The organism is uncultured Friedmanniella sp. (genome assembly GCF_964244285.1).
GTDB lineage: Bacteria > Actinomycetota > Actinomycetes > Propionibacteriales > Propionibacteriaceae > Microlunatus.
The window spans coordinates 192174-207040 of record NZ_CAXTHT010000001.1; the positions used below are offsets into that span (position 1 = coordinate 192174).

The following is a 14867-nucleotide window of genomic DNA, read 5'->3' on the forward strand; positions in this document are numbered from 1 at the left end:
ATGTCGGAGTCCGTTATCCTCGTGGCCGCGAGTGGCCTCGCGCGCGAGGTGATCGAGGCGCTCGAGGCCGGGTGCGACCTCAAGGTCGTCGGCCTGGTCGACGACGACCCACGAATCCACGGCAACAATGTCGGTGGCTACCCGGTCCTGGGAGGCCTCGAGGTCGTGCAGGACCACCCGGAGGCTCAGGTGCTGATCTGCGCCGGTCGGGGCTCCGTACGCCGCGCGCTGGCGGAGCGGCTAGAGAGAGCAGGCGTCCATGAGGATCGCTGGGCCCGTGCTCTCGACCCCTCGGTCCGTGTGCCCGGCTCCTGCCGGGTGGGACCGGGCACCATCGTGCTGGCAGGAAGCGTGCTGACATCTGACGTCACGCTCGGCCGGCACGTCGTCGTGATGCCCCGAAGCACCCTGACTCACGACGACCAGATCGGAAATTACGCCACACTCTGCGCCGGAGTCAGTCTGGGTGGCAGCGTGCAGGTTGGGCCGGAAGCGTACCTGGGCATGAACAGCAGTGTCCGGGAGGGCCTCACTCTCGGAGCGGGAAGCATGCTCGGCATGGGTGCCGCGCTGCTGCGAGACCTGCCTGCGGGCCAGACGTGGGCCGGGGTGCCGGCACGTCCGCTCAGGACCAACACCTCATCAACACATGACGTACCTGATCGAAGGAGCAGCAGATGAGCGGGATTCCGCTGGTCGACTTGGCCGCACAGCACCGCGAGGTGGCTGAAGAGATCGACCGGGGGCTGGCCGAAGTCTTCGCCACCACCGCGTTCATCGGCGGCAAGGCCGTGCAGGAGTTCGAGCTCGCCTACGCCGAACTCACCGAGGTGGCTCACTGCATCGGAGTCGGCAACGGTACCGACGCGCTGGAGCTCGCCCTCCGCGGCGTCGGCGTGGTTGCCGGCGGCGAGGTCGTGCTACCAGCCAATACCTTCGTCGCGACGGCGGAGGCCGTGTCGCGGATAGGCGCTGTTCCCGTCCTGGTAGATGTCGATGACGATCACCTGCTGATGGATCCGTCGAAGGTCGGCGCCGCCCTCACTGCGAGGACCCAGGCCGTCGTGCCCGTGCACCTGTTCGGACAGGTGGCACCAGTCGAGCAAATCACGCAGGTCGTCGCACAGGCGGGTGTCCCTGTGGTCGAGGATGCTGCCCAGTCGCAGGGGGCGACGCGGTTCGGACGTTTTGCCGGCGGCCTAGGGGACGCGGCCGGCACCAGCTTCTACCCTGGCAAAAACCTGGGCGCAGCCGGGGACGCCGGAGCGGTGACGTCGCAGCGGGCCGACGTGGCGGAGCGGGTGCGACTAATCGCCAACCACGGCTCGTCCCGCAAGTACGTCCACGAGGTCGTCGGGGTTAACTCACGCCTCGACACCGTTCAGGCTGTCGTACTGCAAGCCAAGCTGTCCCGGCTCCTGGCCTGGAACACGCGGCGCCGCTCGGCCGCCGCCAGGTACGAGCAGCTACTGGGGAGCGTTCCGGGAGTTCGCACACCGCGGTCTGCCCCGGGGAACGTCGACGCCTGGCACCTGTACGTGATCCGGGTCGAGGATCGTGACGCGGTGCTGGACGCCCTGCACGGCGCGGGGATCGGCGCTGGCATCCACTATCCGTACCCCGTGCACCTCACCGACGCCTACGGCTTCCTCGGACATCCGGTTGGCACGTTCCCAGTCTCGGAACGTGCTGCAGGAGAAATACTGTCCCTCCCGCTGCATCCCCACTTGAGCGAGGCGGACCAGGTGGAGGTGGCTCGGGTGGTCTGCTCGGCAGTTGGCCATCATGTGGGAACTTCGTTCGGCTGTTGAGGTTCGATCGACGATGAAGACACCAAGAGCCCCCGAGGCGCAGCAGACAACAACTGTCGAGGAGTACCGCTCGATCGGGCGGCTCGCCGGTCGCGGGGCAGCCTGGGCTGTGGTGGCCAACCTGACGATGCGGTTTGCGAGCATCGCAGTGACGGCTCTGCTGGCAAGGCTTCTGTCGAAGGAAGACTTCGGCGTCTTCGCCGTTGCCCTCGCTGTCTACCTGATCGTGGCGAGCCTCGCTGAGATGGGGATGGCGTCTGCCATCGCCCGCGCCGCCGACGAGCCTGACTCCATCGCGCCCACCGTCGCTACCCTGTCGATAGCTACGAGCGGCCTGTTGGGGACCGTGATGGCCGTGGCGTCCACCCCGTTGGCGGCCTTGCTAGGCCAGCCCGGCGCGGCCGGACCCATCCGCATCCTCTCTTTGAGCCTGCTGCTCACCGGGCTCTTCGCCGTACCCGGCGCTCAGCTCGTACGGGAGTTCCGGCAGGACCGCATCTTCTTCGGCACCCTCGTGGGCTTTGTGGTGGCGAACCCCTTGCTCGTCGTACTTGCCCTCAATGGAGGCGGGGCCGCAGCCTTCGCCTGGTCCCGTGTCCTTGGTCAGCTGGCAACAGGAATCGTCTTGTTCCTCAGCGTCTCGCGCCGCTACCGGCCTGGCTGGAAGCAGGAGTCGTTCGCGCCCCTGCTGCGCTTTGGCCTGCCTTTGGCGATCGCCAACTTGGTGAACTGGTCTCTCCTCAATGCCGATTATCTGATCCTCGGTCGGCTTGTCGATGCCGCCGAGGTCGGGGTCTATATGATCGCCTTCAACGTGGCCAACTGGTCAACAGCCATCATGGGCTCCGTCATGAACAGCGTGGTGGTACCTACCTTTGGTCGGCTGGGTGCAGACCGCGAGCGGCTTGGGACGGCTTTGGTCAACGCTGCGCGACTGGTGGCACTGGTCGCATTTCCGGTAGGCACGTTGTCCTGGGCCCTCTCAGCTCCCCTCATCGTGACCGTCTTCGGCGGGCGGTGGGCCGAGGCCGCACCGGTCCTTGCCGTGCTCGCCTGGTACGGGATCCTGTTCTCCTTCTCGCTCTTGTTCGCTAACGTGCTCGTCGCGCTAGGCAAGACGCGACAGCTACTGGTGGTGCAGCTCGCGTGGGTGGCCCTGCTGGTGCCGGTGATGGTCTTCGGGCTCAGCCGATATGGCCTGGCCGGCGTCGCTTGGGCGCACGTTGTGACGATTGCGTTGGTCGCCGTCCCCGGTTACATGGTGTTTTCCCTTCCTCCCACGGGTTTGGGGGTCCGACGACTCCTACGGCCCCTGGCGCGCCCGCTCGGCGCTGCGGCGCTAGCAGGCGTCGTAGCCTGGCTCGCCAAACAGGTTGTGGCGGGCGCGCTCTCGGAGCTGCTCATCGGTGGCTTCGTCGGGGCCCTGGTCTATCTCCTCCTCGTTGCCCCGGTCGCCGTGCAGATGATCCCTTCCGACCGACTCCCGCACTGGCTGCCGGTCCGTAGGCGAGGACACTCGCCGATCGCGTCCCCCGGGGAGGCCGACCTGTGAGGCTGCTGACTCCCCGTGCTTCCACAACGCCACCTACGGTCACGGTCGTCGTCCCCTGCTACAAGTACGGCTCCTACCTGGCCCATGTCGTGGCCACCACGCTGGACCAGCCTGGCGTGGCGGTCGACATCATCATCGTGGATGACGCCTCACCTGACGGCTCCGGTGCGGTGGCCCACCAGCTGGCCGAGGCTCATGCCGCAGTCACGGTGCTGGAACACCGGCAAAACCTGGGGCACATCCAGACCTACAACGACGGGCTTGCGCGCGCCACCGGCAAGTACGTCGTGCTGCTCTCAGCAGACGACCTGCTCGCCCCCGGGTCGCTGGCCCGAGCCACGGCCCTGATGGAGCACGATCCGTCGGTGGGCTTTGTCTACGGCTACTCACCGGACTTCCAGGAGCAGCCACCGCCTCCTCGCCACCGGTACTACACCTGGTCGACGTGGTCGGGCCAGGAGTGGATCGGCCGCCTTTGTCGACGTGGGTCTAACGTCGTCAGCAACCCCGAGGTTGTCATGCGCCGTTCGGTGATGGACGAGCTGGAGGGGTACGACCCGCGGTTCCCGCATACGGCAGACCTCCTCGTATGGCTGCGGGCCGCCACCCGAGGTCGAGTGGGACGAGTCAACGGCCCCGACCAGGGCTACTACCGGGTGCACGGCGCGAATATGCATCTCACCGAGTTCTCGAGCATCCACACAGACCTGCACGAGCGAGCCCGCACCTTCGAAGCCTTTCTGAGCGAGGGCTTGGCCGACCATCCGCGACAGCCCGAGCTGAAGGACGTGGTTCGCCGTGCGCTGGCGACCGAGGCCGTGCGCTGGGCGATCTGGACCTCCGAGCTCGGACCAGGCGGGACTGACGTCCAGGAGTACCGGGCGGCCGCCCTCGACCTCTGGCCCGCGATCACCAACACCAGCATCTGGCACCGCTATCAGCGCAGCGGCCTGGCTGGAGGCCCGGGGCGGTTGGAGCGCCTCCACTTCCAGGTCGACTGGGAGCTCCGGCACAAGCTGCGGTGGCGCCGCTGGCGCCGATTCGGCACGTGAGTAGCCATACGACGGGTTCGGTCGCCGCTGGACCGAGAGCCCAGGAGGGTAAGCCGTGCGCGTCCTCCTGGTAACCCATGAGGCGTCTCGCAGTGGCGCGCCCCGCGTTGCTCTCCTCGTGGCGAAATGCCTGGTGGAAATGGGCCACGTAGTCGAGGTCATCTCTCAGACGTCCGGTCCGATGCTGGCCGACTTCGAGAAGGTCGTGCCCACCTCGGTCCAGCCCTTCAGCCGCTTGCGACGTCGCCTGTGGCGGACCACAGGGCTGCGTCGCGTCGCTTGGCTCGTCGACACCACGCTGGCCATGGCCACCCTGATGCGCCGACGACCAGAGCTGGTCTATGTGAATTCCACTGCGGCGTCGGTCTACCTCACACCAGCGAGGCGGCTCGGCTGCCGCACCCTACTACACGCTCACGAGTCAGGTCCGCTCGTCGAGGAGTTCCTGCGAAAGGCCAGAGTCGCGCCTCGACTACAAGGCACGACCTTGGTGGGCTGCTCACCCAGCGTGCGGAGCGCCCTAGCAGAGCTCTCGCAAAGGGACGAGGACGATGTCGCGATGCTGCCGTCGGTTCCTGACGACGCCGAGGTAGAGCGTCGGTCCCACGAGACGCCCGACCAGCCCTACGGCCGGGATGAGCTCGTGGTGGGTAGCTGCGGGAGCGTCGAGTGGCGCAAAGGTGCCGACCTCTGGGTGCAGGTCGCTTCGCTGGTGCAGACGGCAAGGCCGGACCTGCCCGTGCGATTCGTGTGGATAGGGGATCAGACCGAGGCGCTCGACCTGCCGGGCCAGGAGCGGCCGGCGACGTTCGCCGGACCCAGCCCCAACCCCTATGCCCACATGCGACGATTCGACATCGCCACGCTGACCTCCCGGGACGACCCGTTTCCGCTGGTCGTCCTGGAGTCAATGCTCGTTGGGGTCCCCGTGGTGGCCTTCGATGTCGGCAGCGTCGCCGACCAGGTCGGCGACGCGGGGGTGCTGGTAACTCCGCAGGACACCCAGGCGTTCGCCGACGCCGTGGTTGCTTTGCTCACCGACGCCGCCGAGCGCAGCCGGCTCGGTCGAGCCGGGCAGGAGCGTGTCAGAGAGCTCTACTCGACCCGCGCCTTCGCGGCTGGCCTTCACCGCGTGCTTACCTCGTGATCCGAGGCCGGAAGATCGCCGTCGGGGCCCCGACGTCACGAGTGCGCCCTCGTCCCTATCAGGACACGTGGACCCAATCCTCGAGCTTACGGCTGCCAAGCGGCAACGCCGCCGATCGCCGCCACTCCAGCGGCAGCTGATCAACCGGGACGCCGCCAAGCAACCACATCTCTGCGGGGTGAATGCCCAGCAGCCACGGCTGGTGCGTGGACGACGTGGAGCGGAGGTCGCGGAGGTCGCTCAGCCCCAGTCCGACGATCAGAACGACCTCCCCAGGTGGCAGCTCAGCGACGAGCTCGGCTACCTCCGAGACAGCACGGACGGCTCGCATGACAACGGGTCGTCCGTAGCGGGTGAGCGTCAGTGGGGCGCGCCCGAACTCGACGAAGCCACCATTGCCGTCGACGTTCACCAGGTTCAGTGGGTCGCTGGACGCCTTGGTCAGAAGATCGACCTCGGACCGGATGTCGCTGAGGACGACCGGTCCGTCGACCCATCGGGCAGCGCGCGCTGCCAGAAGAGAGTGCCGCAACCAACGGAGGCGCCACCCGTGCCGTCGGACAATCGGCTGCGACCGCAGCCAGGTAGCGCGCCCTCCGATCGTGCCGCACGTGGTTCGGATCGGAAGGAATTTGGGATGCTGACGGCCCACCGCACGGTGAGCCGCATCCAAGCGCGCGAGGTTGATCGTCAGGCTGTTGTGGGTCACGGCCAGGTCCACAGCGCCGGCGCGGAGTCCCATCGAACGCATCCTTAGGCAATACTCGACGCCGTAGGCGTGCCAGGCCAGCTCGTCGGACTCGCTCAGCGGGTGCTCCAGCACCAGGTGTCGCGGCACCATGAACAGCACCTCGTCCAGACTGTCGACCTCGACCGGCGTGGGGGCGTGCACACCGATCAGCTGGGTACGGTCACGAAGCCGTCCGACATTCAACCCGAGAGACGTAACTCCGTTGGCTCCAAGGACCCCCCAGCCCTCCTCACCGAAGGCCCGGGCGGCCCAGACGAGCCGGTCGATCGAGTGCAGGTAGACATCCTGGTGCACGAACACCACGAGCTCGTGACGGGCAAGGCGCGCGCCGTGATTGAGGGCCGCCCCGGCGGTGCTGAAGGTCTGCGTCCTGTTGTCGACGGGGATGTAGTCGACGTCGAGATCTCCCAGGTAGGCCTGCACCGATCGATCGAGGCACTCCGCACGCACCTGCGGGTCATTGTAGACGCAGACGATCGAGATCCCCTCGTCCTGGTCGATCGCTTGCGATGTCACTGACTACTCCCCTCGTGCCCTCTGACCAGGTGCCAGTCCAGCAGACCGCGGACAGCAGCTCGGTTCTTCGTCCGACCGAGCGATGCACGACTAGCTTCCCGGAGCAGGGTCAACAGCCAGAAGACCGCCGTGGCAGCCGCCCCATGCCGACGACGGTGCAGCTTCACCCGGTTCCGCACCTGAAGCACCCAGAGTGCGTCGACGGAGGTGGAGGAGCCACCTTCGAGATGAACGGCTCGGGCACTGGGGACAAAGACCGTCGCAAAGCCGGCGTCGCGCGCCCGCAGGTCGAAGTCGGTCTCCTCGCAGTAGAGGAAGAAGGACTCGTCCCACGGTCCGCATTTAGCCCAGCACTCCGCACTGATGAGCTGCGTGGACCCTTCCGCCCAGTCCACCTGGTGCTCCCGCTCATAGGCCCGACGATCGGTGACCACTTCGCCTAGAGATAGCAGTCGTCCTGCGAGGCGAGCACTCAGCAGCGCGTCGCAGAGCACCCGGATTGCTTTGGGCTCGCGTCGGATCGACTCGATCACCTGGCCTTGCGCGTCGAGGAGCCGCGGCACGGCGATGCCCACACCCTTGCTCCTCAGACGGCTGAGCATTTCTGGGACGCAGCCCGGCTCCAGTCGGACGTCGGAGTTCAGCACCAGGACAGCCGAGTGCTCGCCAGCTGCGGCCACGCCGGCGTTGATGCCAGCGGCGTAACCACCGTTACGACCGGTGCGGACCACGGTGGCGTCAGGTGCCAGGGCCTCAAGCAGCTCGGCGCCTCCATCGGAGGAGTCGTTGTCAACCCCCACTAGCTCGTACTCCACGCCGGCCAGCCCATCCGGCAGCGAGGCCACCAGGTCGGCTACGAGGGGTGCGCTGTTGTAGAGAACGACCACCACGCACACATGCTCGGGACGACGGTCCGACGGAACGGCGGGCTGCGCCGCGACCTGGGGCCCGGTCTGCAGCTCGGCGTGCTGCGTCATCTTCCGACCACACTCTCGCTGGCAGGAGCGGAGGCCCGGGCCGGCTGAGGGTCCGGAGCAAGCGGGGCCGCGTCCTGGCGCGACAGTCGCCGCAGCGCGGCGGCAAGACCCAGCACGATGAAGAAGCAGCCGGCCGACTGTGGGAACCCGAAGGTGTCGAAGAAGGCCAACCCGGCTGCGCCACTCGCCACCGAGGCGAGGACGCCCTGCGCCAGTTGCTGGTCGAACAACTCAGGCAGCTGCGTTCTGGCTGCGCGCGCCGAGGCCAGGCCGGCCAGCACGAGGACGAGCAGACCCGCCAGTCCGACGAGGCCGCCCTCGACGAGTAGACCGAGATAACCGTTGTCGAGGATCCAGTACTTCGGCAGGAAGGTCCCGAATCCGCGGCCAAGAATCGGGCTGTGGCCGAAGAACACGCTGACGATGTGATAGCTGCCCGTGCGCGACGCGATGCTCGGGTCGTTCCCAGCTCCGGTGAACAGGCGCGTCGTAGCTCCCAATGACCCTGGGACCAGCAGGTAGACCGCTAGAGCGAGTACGACTGAGGCGGCGGCGGCTTGCAGGCGAAGGCGCCACCGCCAGTTGACGGCCAGAACAACGAGAGCCACTGCCGAGCAGACCAGCGCGGATCGCGAGCTCGACAGAAAGATGTCCAGAGCAATCACCCCCACGACGGCTCGGTAGAGCCAGCGCCGTTGCGTAGCCCAAAGCGCATGGACAATGGACAACGGGAGGACGATCGACAAGACCACGCCGTACTCGATCGGATGAGTAGACGTCCCGCTGGGCCTAGGCAACCCGCCTCGGTCGATCAGGCCCGCGCTACCCGAGACCGACGTCAGGCCTGGAATCTGAAGCCGGTCCACGAAAAGGTCACGGGTCACGAACTGCAGGAGACCCAGCGCGGCGATTGCACCAGCTGCCAGAACGAAACGACCGACCAGAACACGAAATCTCGCAAGGTTCGACAGACCGTCGCCGGCAGTGAGCAGAACTCCGGTAAAACCGATCAGCTTGAGCATTCCGAAGTCGGCGGGACTGATCTCGTCGAAGGCCATCGGCGAGGACATCGCGTGGGCGTAGACCGCAACCATGGCTAGTAACCACCCCAGGGCCGCCAAGCGCACCGGCTGTCGATGCCGGCCAGACCCTGCGGAGCGGTGGAGCTCGAACCACGCCCACAGCAGGAACAGACCGATTGCCACGATCGTCGACGGCGCGCCCGCGCTCCCCAGCGGGGCTATCACCATCACGGACGGTACGGCCAGCAGCAGCCAGATGTAACAGGTGAGGACGGTGGCACCGTCGACTCCCCAGCGTCGACGAAGGTCGCCCGCGGTCACGCGCTTCGACGCTCTCGGACGCCGGCTCGATCGTCGCCCCTCGTCGTCATCGACGTTGGACCAGTCGCCGGCCGTTCAGCGGGGCCCCGTCCGTCGAGCCCCCGCCAGCGGTGGTTTCACCCTCCTGGCCAGACGGCAAGGGACTGTTGGCTGGCAAGATCCAGCCCTGCGCACTGTGCTCGACGCTGTCAGCATCGCTGATCGCTGGCAGGGTCCAGCCGTTGTCGGCTTCCGAGTTCAATCCCCAGTCGGGGACAGGCCGCTCACGGTGGGACCGGCGGCGCTCCCACATGGTGCTGAAGGTTCCGTCGATCAGCCCGATAAGCAGGATGCCGACGGCGAGAACCCCGCCTCCTGCCACCACCCCCGCGCGGACCTGGTCCTTGCGAACGACCTGCGGGACCCTGTCGGCCATGACGCTGATCGAGGTGATGGAGGTCTTCGGGCGCAGGTTCAGCGAGGACTGCAGGTCGGTCAGGGCGACGGGAACCTGGTCCATCACGACAGTCAGAGCGGTGACAGCGTCCATGGCGGTGTCCGCCTCGACCGTGACGAGCACAACGGGCGCACTGCTGTCGAAGTCCGGCGTCACCTCATACGAGATAGTCGGGCGACCCAGGCACAGGTCCTTCCGCATCGCCTCGTAAGCTGCGTCACCAGACCTCTCGCAGATCTCCAACCGAGTGGCCTGGGCACCCACCGATCGGATCACGACGTCGCGCGCCTGGGTAAGACCACTGAGCGCGAGATAGGGATTGCCGGTCGACGCACCAGTGCCGAGGCGTTGCTGCACGGTTGCCCCCGGCGGGATAAGGAGCATCGCGCCCTTGGCCTCGTAGGTAGGACCGACTAGCCAAACCGTTCCTAGAGTGGCCGCCACCGCTACCAAGACGACCGCGAGCACGAGGTACCAGCGGCGCCTCATCGCGAGCAGTAGGTCTCCGACCTGCACGTGCCATTCCCCCTCGTCGCCTGCTGCCGCGGAGGGTCCCGGATCGGCAGCCGACTGAGGTCCGGCCGGATCTGGCGGCCTCGCCCGCCTCGCCGGCAGTCGCGCCGACGCGCACCACGCGTCGTCGCTAGTGCCAGGGACGATCGTAGGCCGTCATCGCGCGGTCCGCCGGCGAAACAGTCACAATACCGAGCGCACAGACCCGTAGGGGGCGAGCCGGGCCGGGCTGCCAGAAGATCCGGTACGCCGGTTGTCCCCGTGGGATCATGTCGGAGAGGGGGAGAGGAATGACGGCTCGCGATCTACTGCGGATTTTGGGGAGGCGCTGGTATCTGGTGCTCGTCGGGATGCTGCTCACGGCTCTGGCGGTGCACGGGGCGGCTAACAGGCCGGGGGTGTACTGGGCCCGTTTTGATCTCGTCCTGCTGGCGCCGGTCGAGGATTACCACCTCAACAAGATCGAAGACCCCCCGTACCAGCTGGCCCCCCTCGCCGCTGTGCTCGTCACCGACTGGAACGGGAGCCAGACGCCCCTTCTCACCGCGTCGCCGGACACCACCCTGTTCAGCCTCGGTGTGCGCGACGGGGTCCAGGTGCGCCTTCCGAACCAGGGATCTCAGTTCCGACCCCTGTTCACCGCGGCTACGGTGGACGTCCAGGTGGTAGGAAGCAGCCCTGAGGAAGTCGCCAACCGCACTTCGGCAACCCGCGAGCGGCTCACGCGCACGCTCCAGCGCCGGCAGGACATGTTCGGCGTCTCCACTCGTGAGCGGGTCACCGCCATCACTTCTCCGACAGCCCCCGACGTCCAGTACGTGTCAGCCAGCCGGACCCGAGCCTCCGCTTCCACCGCAGCGGTGGGTATCGCACTCACCGTGTTCTCGGTCTGGGTCATGGACCGGGCGCTACGCGGTTGGCGCCGGAGGCGGTTGTCCGCGACACCCGGAGGTCCGGAGACATCGGGCCCCTGAGGGGGTCAACCGCTGATCGAGGAGCGACGTCTAAAGATCGCTTACCACGGTACGCAGGTCAGCTCCGTGTAGAGGTAGTCGACGTGCTCCTCGCCGAGCGAGGCACTCTTGAACGCTTTCGGTCGCGGCCGGCTCAGCGGCCAGCTCAGCCGGGGCCGCACCTCGACGACCCGTCGCTCGATCAGCGAGGCGATGGCGCCGTGCTTGATAAGCAAGAAGCTAGCGACGGTACCCAGGGCGTCACGAAACAGCTCCTGGTCGCTGACGTAGAGCACCGTCGCAAAGAGCGGGAGGCCTCGTCGACGATCTCGCCGGAACAAGACGTAGGAGTGCCGATGACCGCGGCGGATCAGGAGGTGCTGGGCGCCCAGTGCGCTCCTGTGGTCGGCGAACAGCTGAGCCGGCCGGCCGGTGAGCAAGCGCTCGATCTCATCGACATCGGCGATGAGTTGGACACCACGTCGAGGACGAGGGATGTTCAATACGAGCGTGGTAGCGGTATCGAGGAACTGGAAGCCGAGCCGTCGGTCGAGCTCGATGACGCTACCGCTAGGCGACAAGTCGGTGAAGTGGTACCCAGGCTGCCTGAGAAGTGCGCGGAGCAGCCGGAAGGTGTGCGGCCGAGCCGGCTCCGAGACGCAGAGTGCCGCCAGGTTGCAGAAGCGTTCGCGACGGCCCTCGATGGTCCGCTCGCAATAGAAGGCCAGATTCGCCCCCACCACGGCGTCGCCACGCAGCAGCATGAACCCGTGGTTGGGTGGAGAGCCCGACCAGGGCGGGACCATCGCCGCAGCCCAGGTGGCCGAGGGCAAGCGAGAGTTGAGCTGCTCGTGCAGGAAGTCCCCTACCCGGGCCCGGTCTTCGTCCAGGATGGGCCGCACGAGAATGTCGTCGGGCGCCGTCACGACGCTCAGGCTAGTGGCAGATGAAGCTCGACGGAGCATCTACCATCCTGGCTCTGAACGCTTCCCGAGCCGCTAGGCTCGTCCTCCGCTCTTCCTCCGTACCGATGGAGCAGCTGGGAGGGGCGGTCCTTACTCCGGGAGAGGACGTGACATGGCCAGCGTGGTTATTGCCGCTCATAACGAGGAGGCTGTCATTGGCCGCTGCCTGGAGTCACTCCTGCGACAGGAGGATGCCGGGGACCTGAGAATCGTCGTGGTGGCCAACGGCTGCACTGACAGAACTGTCGCGGTCGCGGAGAGCTACGGCGTCCAGGTGGTGGAACTCCTCGATCCCGGAAAGGCTCAGGCGCTCATAGTCGGCGACGCTCAGGTAGAGGGGTTTCCTAGGATCTACCTCGATGCCGACATCGAGCTTCCCCGCCACGCCGTCGCGGCTATCGAGCAGGCGTTCGCCAGCGACTCGACCGTCATGGCGCTCGCGCCCAGTCGTCGCGTGGCAACCGTTCACTCGACACTTCCCGTCCGCGCCTACTTCGCGATCAACCAGCGACTCCCGGCCTTTCACAACAGCCTCTTCGGAAGAGGTGTGATCGTCCTCAGTGAGCAGGGGCGATCGGAGTTCGACACCTTTCCTGTCGTCGTAGCCGACGATCTGTACCTCGACTCGCTCTACTCCGAGGATCAGAAGCGGGAGCTCGCGTCGGTGGAGGTGACCGTGACTGCTCCGACGCGGACTGGCCCACTGTTGCAGCGACTGGCGCGCGTGCGTCGTGGCAACGCGCAGTTGCGTCAAGTTGCTGACCCGAACCGGCCGGGTCAGGGGGTCCGTCGCAGCGACCGGCTGGCCTGGCTAACCGAGGTCGTCCTGCCAAACCCCCAGCTGGCGCCAGCAGCGGCGGTGTATGTGGTCCTCACCGTCATCGCTGGTGTCCGAGGCCGGCGGCAGACCAACAGCACCACCACCTGGGGTCGCGACGAAACCAGTCGCGAATCTCGCGGGGCCGGCGATGAGGGCTCCAGGCGATGATCAACCTCTGCTTTCACGGCATCGGTCGACCGCAACGGGTGCTGGAGCCTGGCGAGGATCGCTACTGGATCTCGAGAGACATGTACACGAGGGTCATCGCCGAGTTCGCCAGTCGCCTCGATGTCGACTTCAGCTTCGACGACGGCAACGCCTCGGACGTCGAGATCGGACTTGAAGAGCTCCTGCGGCACAGCCGGGTAGCGCGGTTCTTCGTGCTCGCCGGTCGCCTTGACCAGCCGGGGAGCCTCAGCTCAAATCAGCTGCAGGTCCTGGTCGCTGCGGGAATGACCGTTGGTTCGCACGGTATGGACCACGTGCCCTGGCGCGGACTCGACGAGCTGCAACAACACCGAGAGCTGGTAGAAGCGCGGGAACGACTGATGGAGGCAGCCGGAGCAGAGGTCGACCAGGCGGCGCTGCCTCTCGGTCGCTACGATCGACGGACGCTCGGGCAACTGCGCCGTCTCGGGTACGGCCGGGTCTACTCGAGCGACCGCCAACCAAGCAGCGAGTCCGGATGGCTCCAACCGAGGTTCAGTGTCCGGGCTGAGGACACGCTCGACAGCGTCCGCGATCTCGTGATGGCGCGCCGACCTTTCCGCAAACGGCTGGTGGAGCGGAGCAAGACCCTGGTGAAGATGCTCCGGTGAGGGGATCCCGGCGGCCTCAGCCGGGGCCATGGACGTGCGACCTGGAGACGCCGACAAGCTGGCGGCACCGGTCGGCGGCGACCACCTCATAGGCGAATCTCTGGGCGCCCCGCCGCGCTTCGGCCCCGTATTCGGTGCGTAGCTCTGGTTGCCCAGCCAGAGAGCTGATCGCGTCAGCCAGCTGCGCCACGGATCCCGGTTCGACCACGAGACCGTTACGCTCCGACTCGATCAAGCGAGCGGCTCCCATCGGCGTGGTGATCACCGGCAGACCGCACCCCGCGGCCTCGTAGGTGACCTGGGGTCCACCCTCCTCGAGCGTCGGAAAAACGAAGACGTCGGCGCTGTGGAAGAGGGCGGCAACGTCCCGTCGGAAGCCAATGGCCTGGACGGACCCTTTCCGCTCGTGAGCGGCGACCATACTGCGGAGCTCAGGAGCGATTCTGCCGGCCAGCACCAGTTCGCCGTCGACACCCGCTCGAGACCAGGCCTCGAGCAGTTCGGGGACACCCTTGCGCACACTGACACTACCCACGAACAAGAAGCGTAGGCAGGGAGCAACCCGCACATGATGGGGCGGCGTCAGCTTGGACGGCGTCCAGCCGAAAGTCGTTGACAAGATCTGCTCAGGCCGCACGCCCAGGCCGACCAAGGATTTCTCCACCTCAGGGTTCGAGGCAAAGTACCGGTCGTAGAGGCGAAGCTCCTCGGTCTCGGCCACCACTTTCTCAGGCTCGGCCGCGTCTGTCGGCCCCAGGCCCAGCCTGCCGTACGCCCCGTCCAGGATGGGCCCGGAGTAGGCGCGAGCCGTGTTGATCATCTCGCGGACCGTGGGGATTCCGCGTTCGCGGGCGGCCTGGACCAGCGCTACCGGCGGGTCGGGCCAGAAGTAGGCCACCGAGTTCCGCGGGTCAGCGGTACCGAGAGCGCGGCGGAAGTCCAGCACCAACTGTTTCTCTGCCCGCTCCGCGACCAACGACCAGGGAACGTGGGTGTGTGTGAGAGGCAGACTGGGATGCAGCTCGACATGGGCTGGCAGTCGCCGCCGAAACCGCGCCCCGTAGAGGTGCGTACTCATCAGCTGCGGCGGAAACCCCGCCACGATCTCCGCGCAGCTCTCTCCGGGACCCTGACCGTTGAAGGAGAACGGGCTGTACACGAGCACCGTCGGTCGCGGGCTCACCAGAGGCGCCAGAGGTTCAGGAATTGGACG

The 14867-nt window shown here is 66.8% G+C and carries 14 protein-coding genes; 8 read left to right on the plus strand and 6 right to left on the minus strand.

The window, feature by feature from the left end:
- From ACFE7W_RS00855 to ACFE7W_RS00875, 5 genes are read left to right on the plus strand one after another with little or no spacing between them, the layout of a single operon-like run.
- Complete coding sequence (locus ACFE7W_RS00855) at positions 1-681, plus strand: acetyltransferase (protein WP_375422879.1); 681 nt, start codon at positions 1-3, stop codon at positions 679-681.
- Entirely contained in the window at positions 678-1811 is a 1134-nt protein-coding gene (locus ACFE7W_RS00860; protein ID WP_375422880.1) for a DegT/DnrJ/EryC1/StrS family aminotransferase, read from the plus strand. Before ACFE7W_RS00855 ends, ACFE7W_RS00860 begins: the two co-directional genes overlap by 4 nt.
- Positions 1786-3363, plus strand: coding sequence for a lipopolysaccharide biosynthesis protein (locus ACFE7W_RS00865; RefSeq protein WP_375423512.1), 1578 nt, complete (start codon positions 1786-1788; stop codon positions 3361-3363). Before ACFE7W_RS00860 ends, ACFE7W_RS00865 begins: the two co-directional genes overlap by 26 nt.
- On the plus strand, positions 3360-4415 hold the full coding sequence (locus tag ACFE7W_RS00870; RefSeq protein WP_375422881.1) for a glycosyltransferase family 2 protein: 1056 nt from the start codon (positions 3360-3362) through the stop codon (positions 4413-4415). The genes ACFE7W_RS00865 and ACFE7W_RS00870 overlap by 4 nt, the downstream gene beginning before the upstream one ends.
- 55 nt (positions 4416-4470) lie before the next feature.
- Complete coding sequence (locus ACFE7W_RS00875) at positions 4471-5562, plus strand: glycosyltransferase family 4 protein (RefSeq protein ID WP_375422882.1); 1092 nt, start codon at positions 4471-4473, stop codon at positions 5560-5562.
- 58 nt (positions 5563-5620) lie between these two features.
- Here ACFE7W_RS00875 and ACFE7W_RS00880 read toward each other — a convergent pair whose 3' ends face one another.
- The 4 genes from ACFE7W_RS00880 to ACFE7W_RS00895 form a co-directional block, all read right to left on the minus strand.
- Positions 5621-6829, minus strand: coding sequence for a hypothetical protein (locus tag ACFE7W_RS00880; RefSeq protein WP_375422883.1), 1209 nt, complete (start codon positions 6827-6829; stop codon positions 5621-5623).
- Entirely contained in the window at positions 6826-7719 is an 894-nt protein-coding gene (locus tag ACFE7W_RS00885) for a glycosyltransferase family 2 protein (RefSeq protein WP_375422884.1), read from the minus strand. The genes ACFE7W_RS00880 and ACFE7W_RS00885 overlap by 4 nt, the downstream gene beginning before the upstream one ends.
- 83 nt (positions 7720-7802) lie before the next feature.
- Positions 7803-9149 carry an O-antigen ligase family protein gene (locus ACFE7W_RS00890; protein ID WP_375422885.1) on the minus strand — a complete coding sequence of 449 codons (1347 nt, stop codon included), beginning with the start codon at positions 9147-9149 and terminating at the stop codon, positions 7803-7805.
- Between the two features lie 46 nt (positions 9150-9195).
- Entirely contained in the window at positions 9196-10101 is a 906-nt protein-coding gene (locus ACFE7W_RS00895; protein WP_375422886.1) for a hypothetical protein, read from the minus strand.
- A gap of 287 nt (positions 10102-10388) precedes the next feature.
- On the opposite strand from ACFE7W_RS00895, the gene ACFE7W_RS00900 reads away from it, so the two are divergent.
- Entirely contained in the window at positions 10389-11072 is a 684-nt protein-coding gene (locus tag ACFE7W_RS00900; protein WP_375422887.1) for a hypothetical protein, read from the plus strand.
- A gap of 41 nt (positions 11073-11113) precedes the next feature.
- Here ACFE7W_RS00900 and ACFE7W_RS00905 read toward each other — a convergent pair whose 3' ends face one another.
- Positions 11114-11815 carry a hypothetical protein gene (locus tag ACFE7W_RS00905; RefSeq protein ID WP_375422888.1) on the minus strand — a complete coding sequence of 234 codons (702 nt, stop codon included), beginning with the start codon at positions 11813-11815 and terminating at the stop codon, positions 11114-11116.
- 313 nt (positions 11816-12128) lie between these two features.
- On the opposite strand from ACFE7W_RS00905, the gene ACFE7W_RS00910 reads away from it, so the two are divergent.
- Together ACFE7W_RS00910 and ACFE7W_RS00915 are read left to right on the plus strand one after the other, a co-directional pair.
- Positions 12129-13004, plus strand: a complete 876-nt coding sequence (locus ACFE7W_RS00910; RefSeq protein WP_375422889.1) for a glycosyltransferase — start codon at positions 12129-12131, stop codon at positions 13002-13004.
- The gene (locus ACFE7W_RS00915; RefSeq protein WP_375422890.1) at positions 13001-13654 is read left to right on the plus strand and encodes a polysaccharide deacetylase family protein; all 654 of its coding nucleotides are present in this window, start codon (positions 13001-13003) and stop codon (positions 13652-13654) included. Before ACFE7W_RS00910 ends, ACFE7W_RS00915 begins: the two co-directional genes overlap by 4 nt.
- Before the next feature lie 16 nt (positions 13655-13670).
- On the opposite strand, the gene ACFE7W_RS00920 is transcribed toward ACFE7W_RS00915, so the two are convergent.
- Positions 13671-14813 (minus strand): glycosyltransferase, encoded by a 1143-nt coding sequence (locus ACFE7W_RS00920; protein ID WP_375422891.1) that lies wholly within the window; start codon positions 14811-14813, stop codon positions 13671-13673.
- Between the last annotated feature and the right edge of the window lie 54 nt (positions 14814-14867).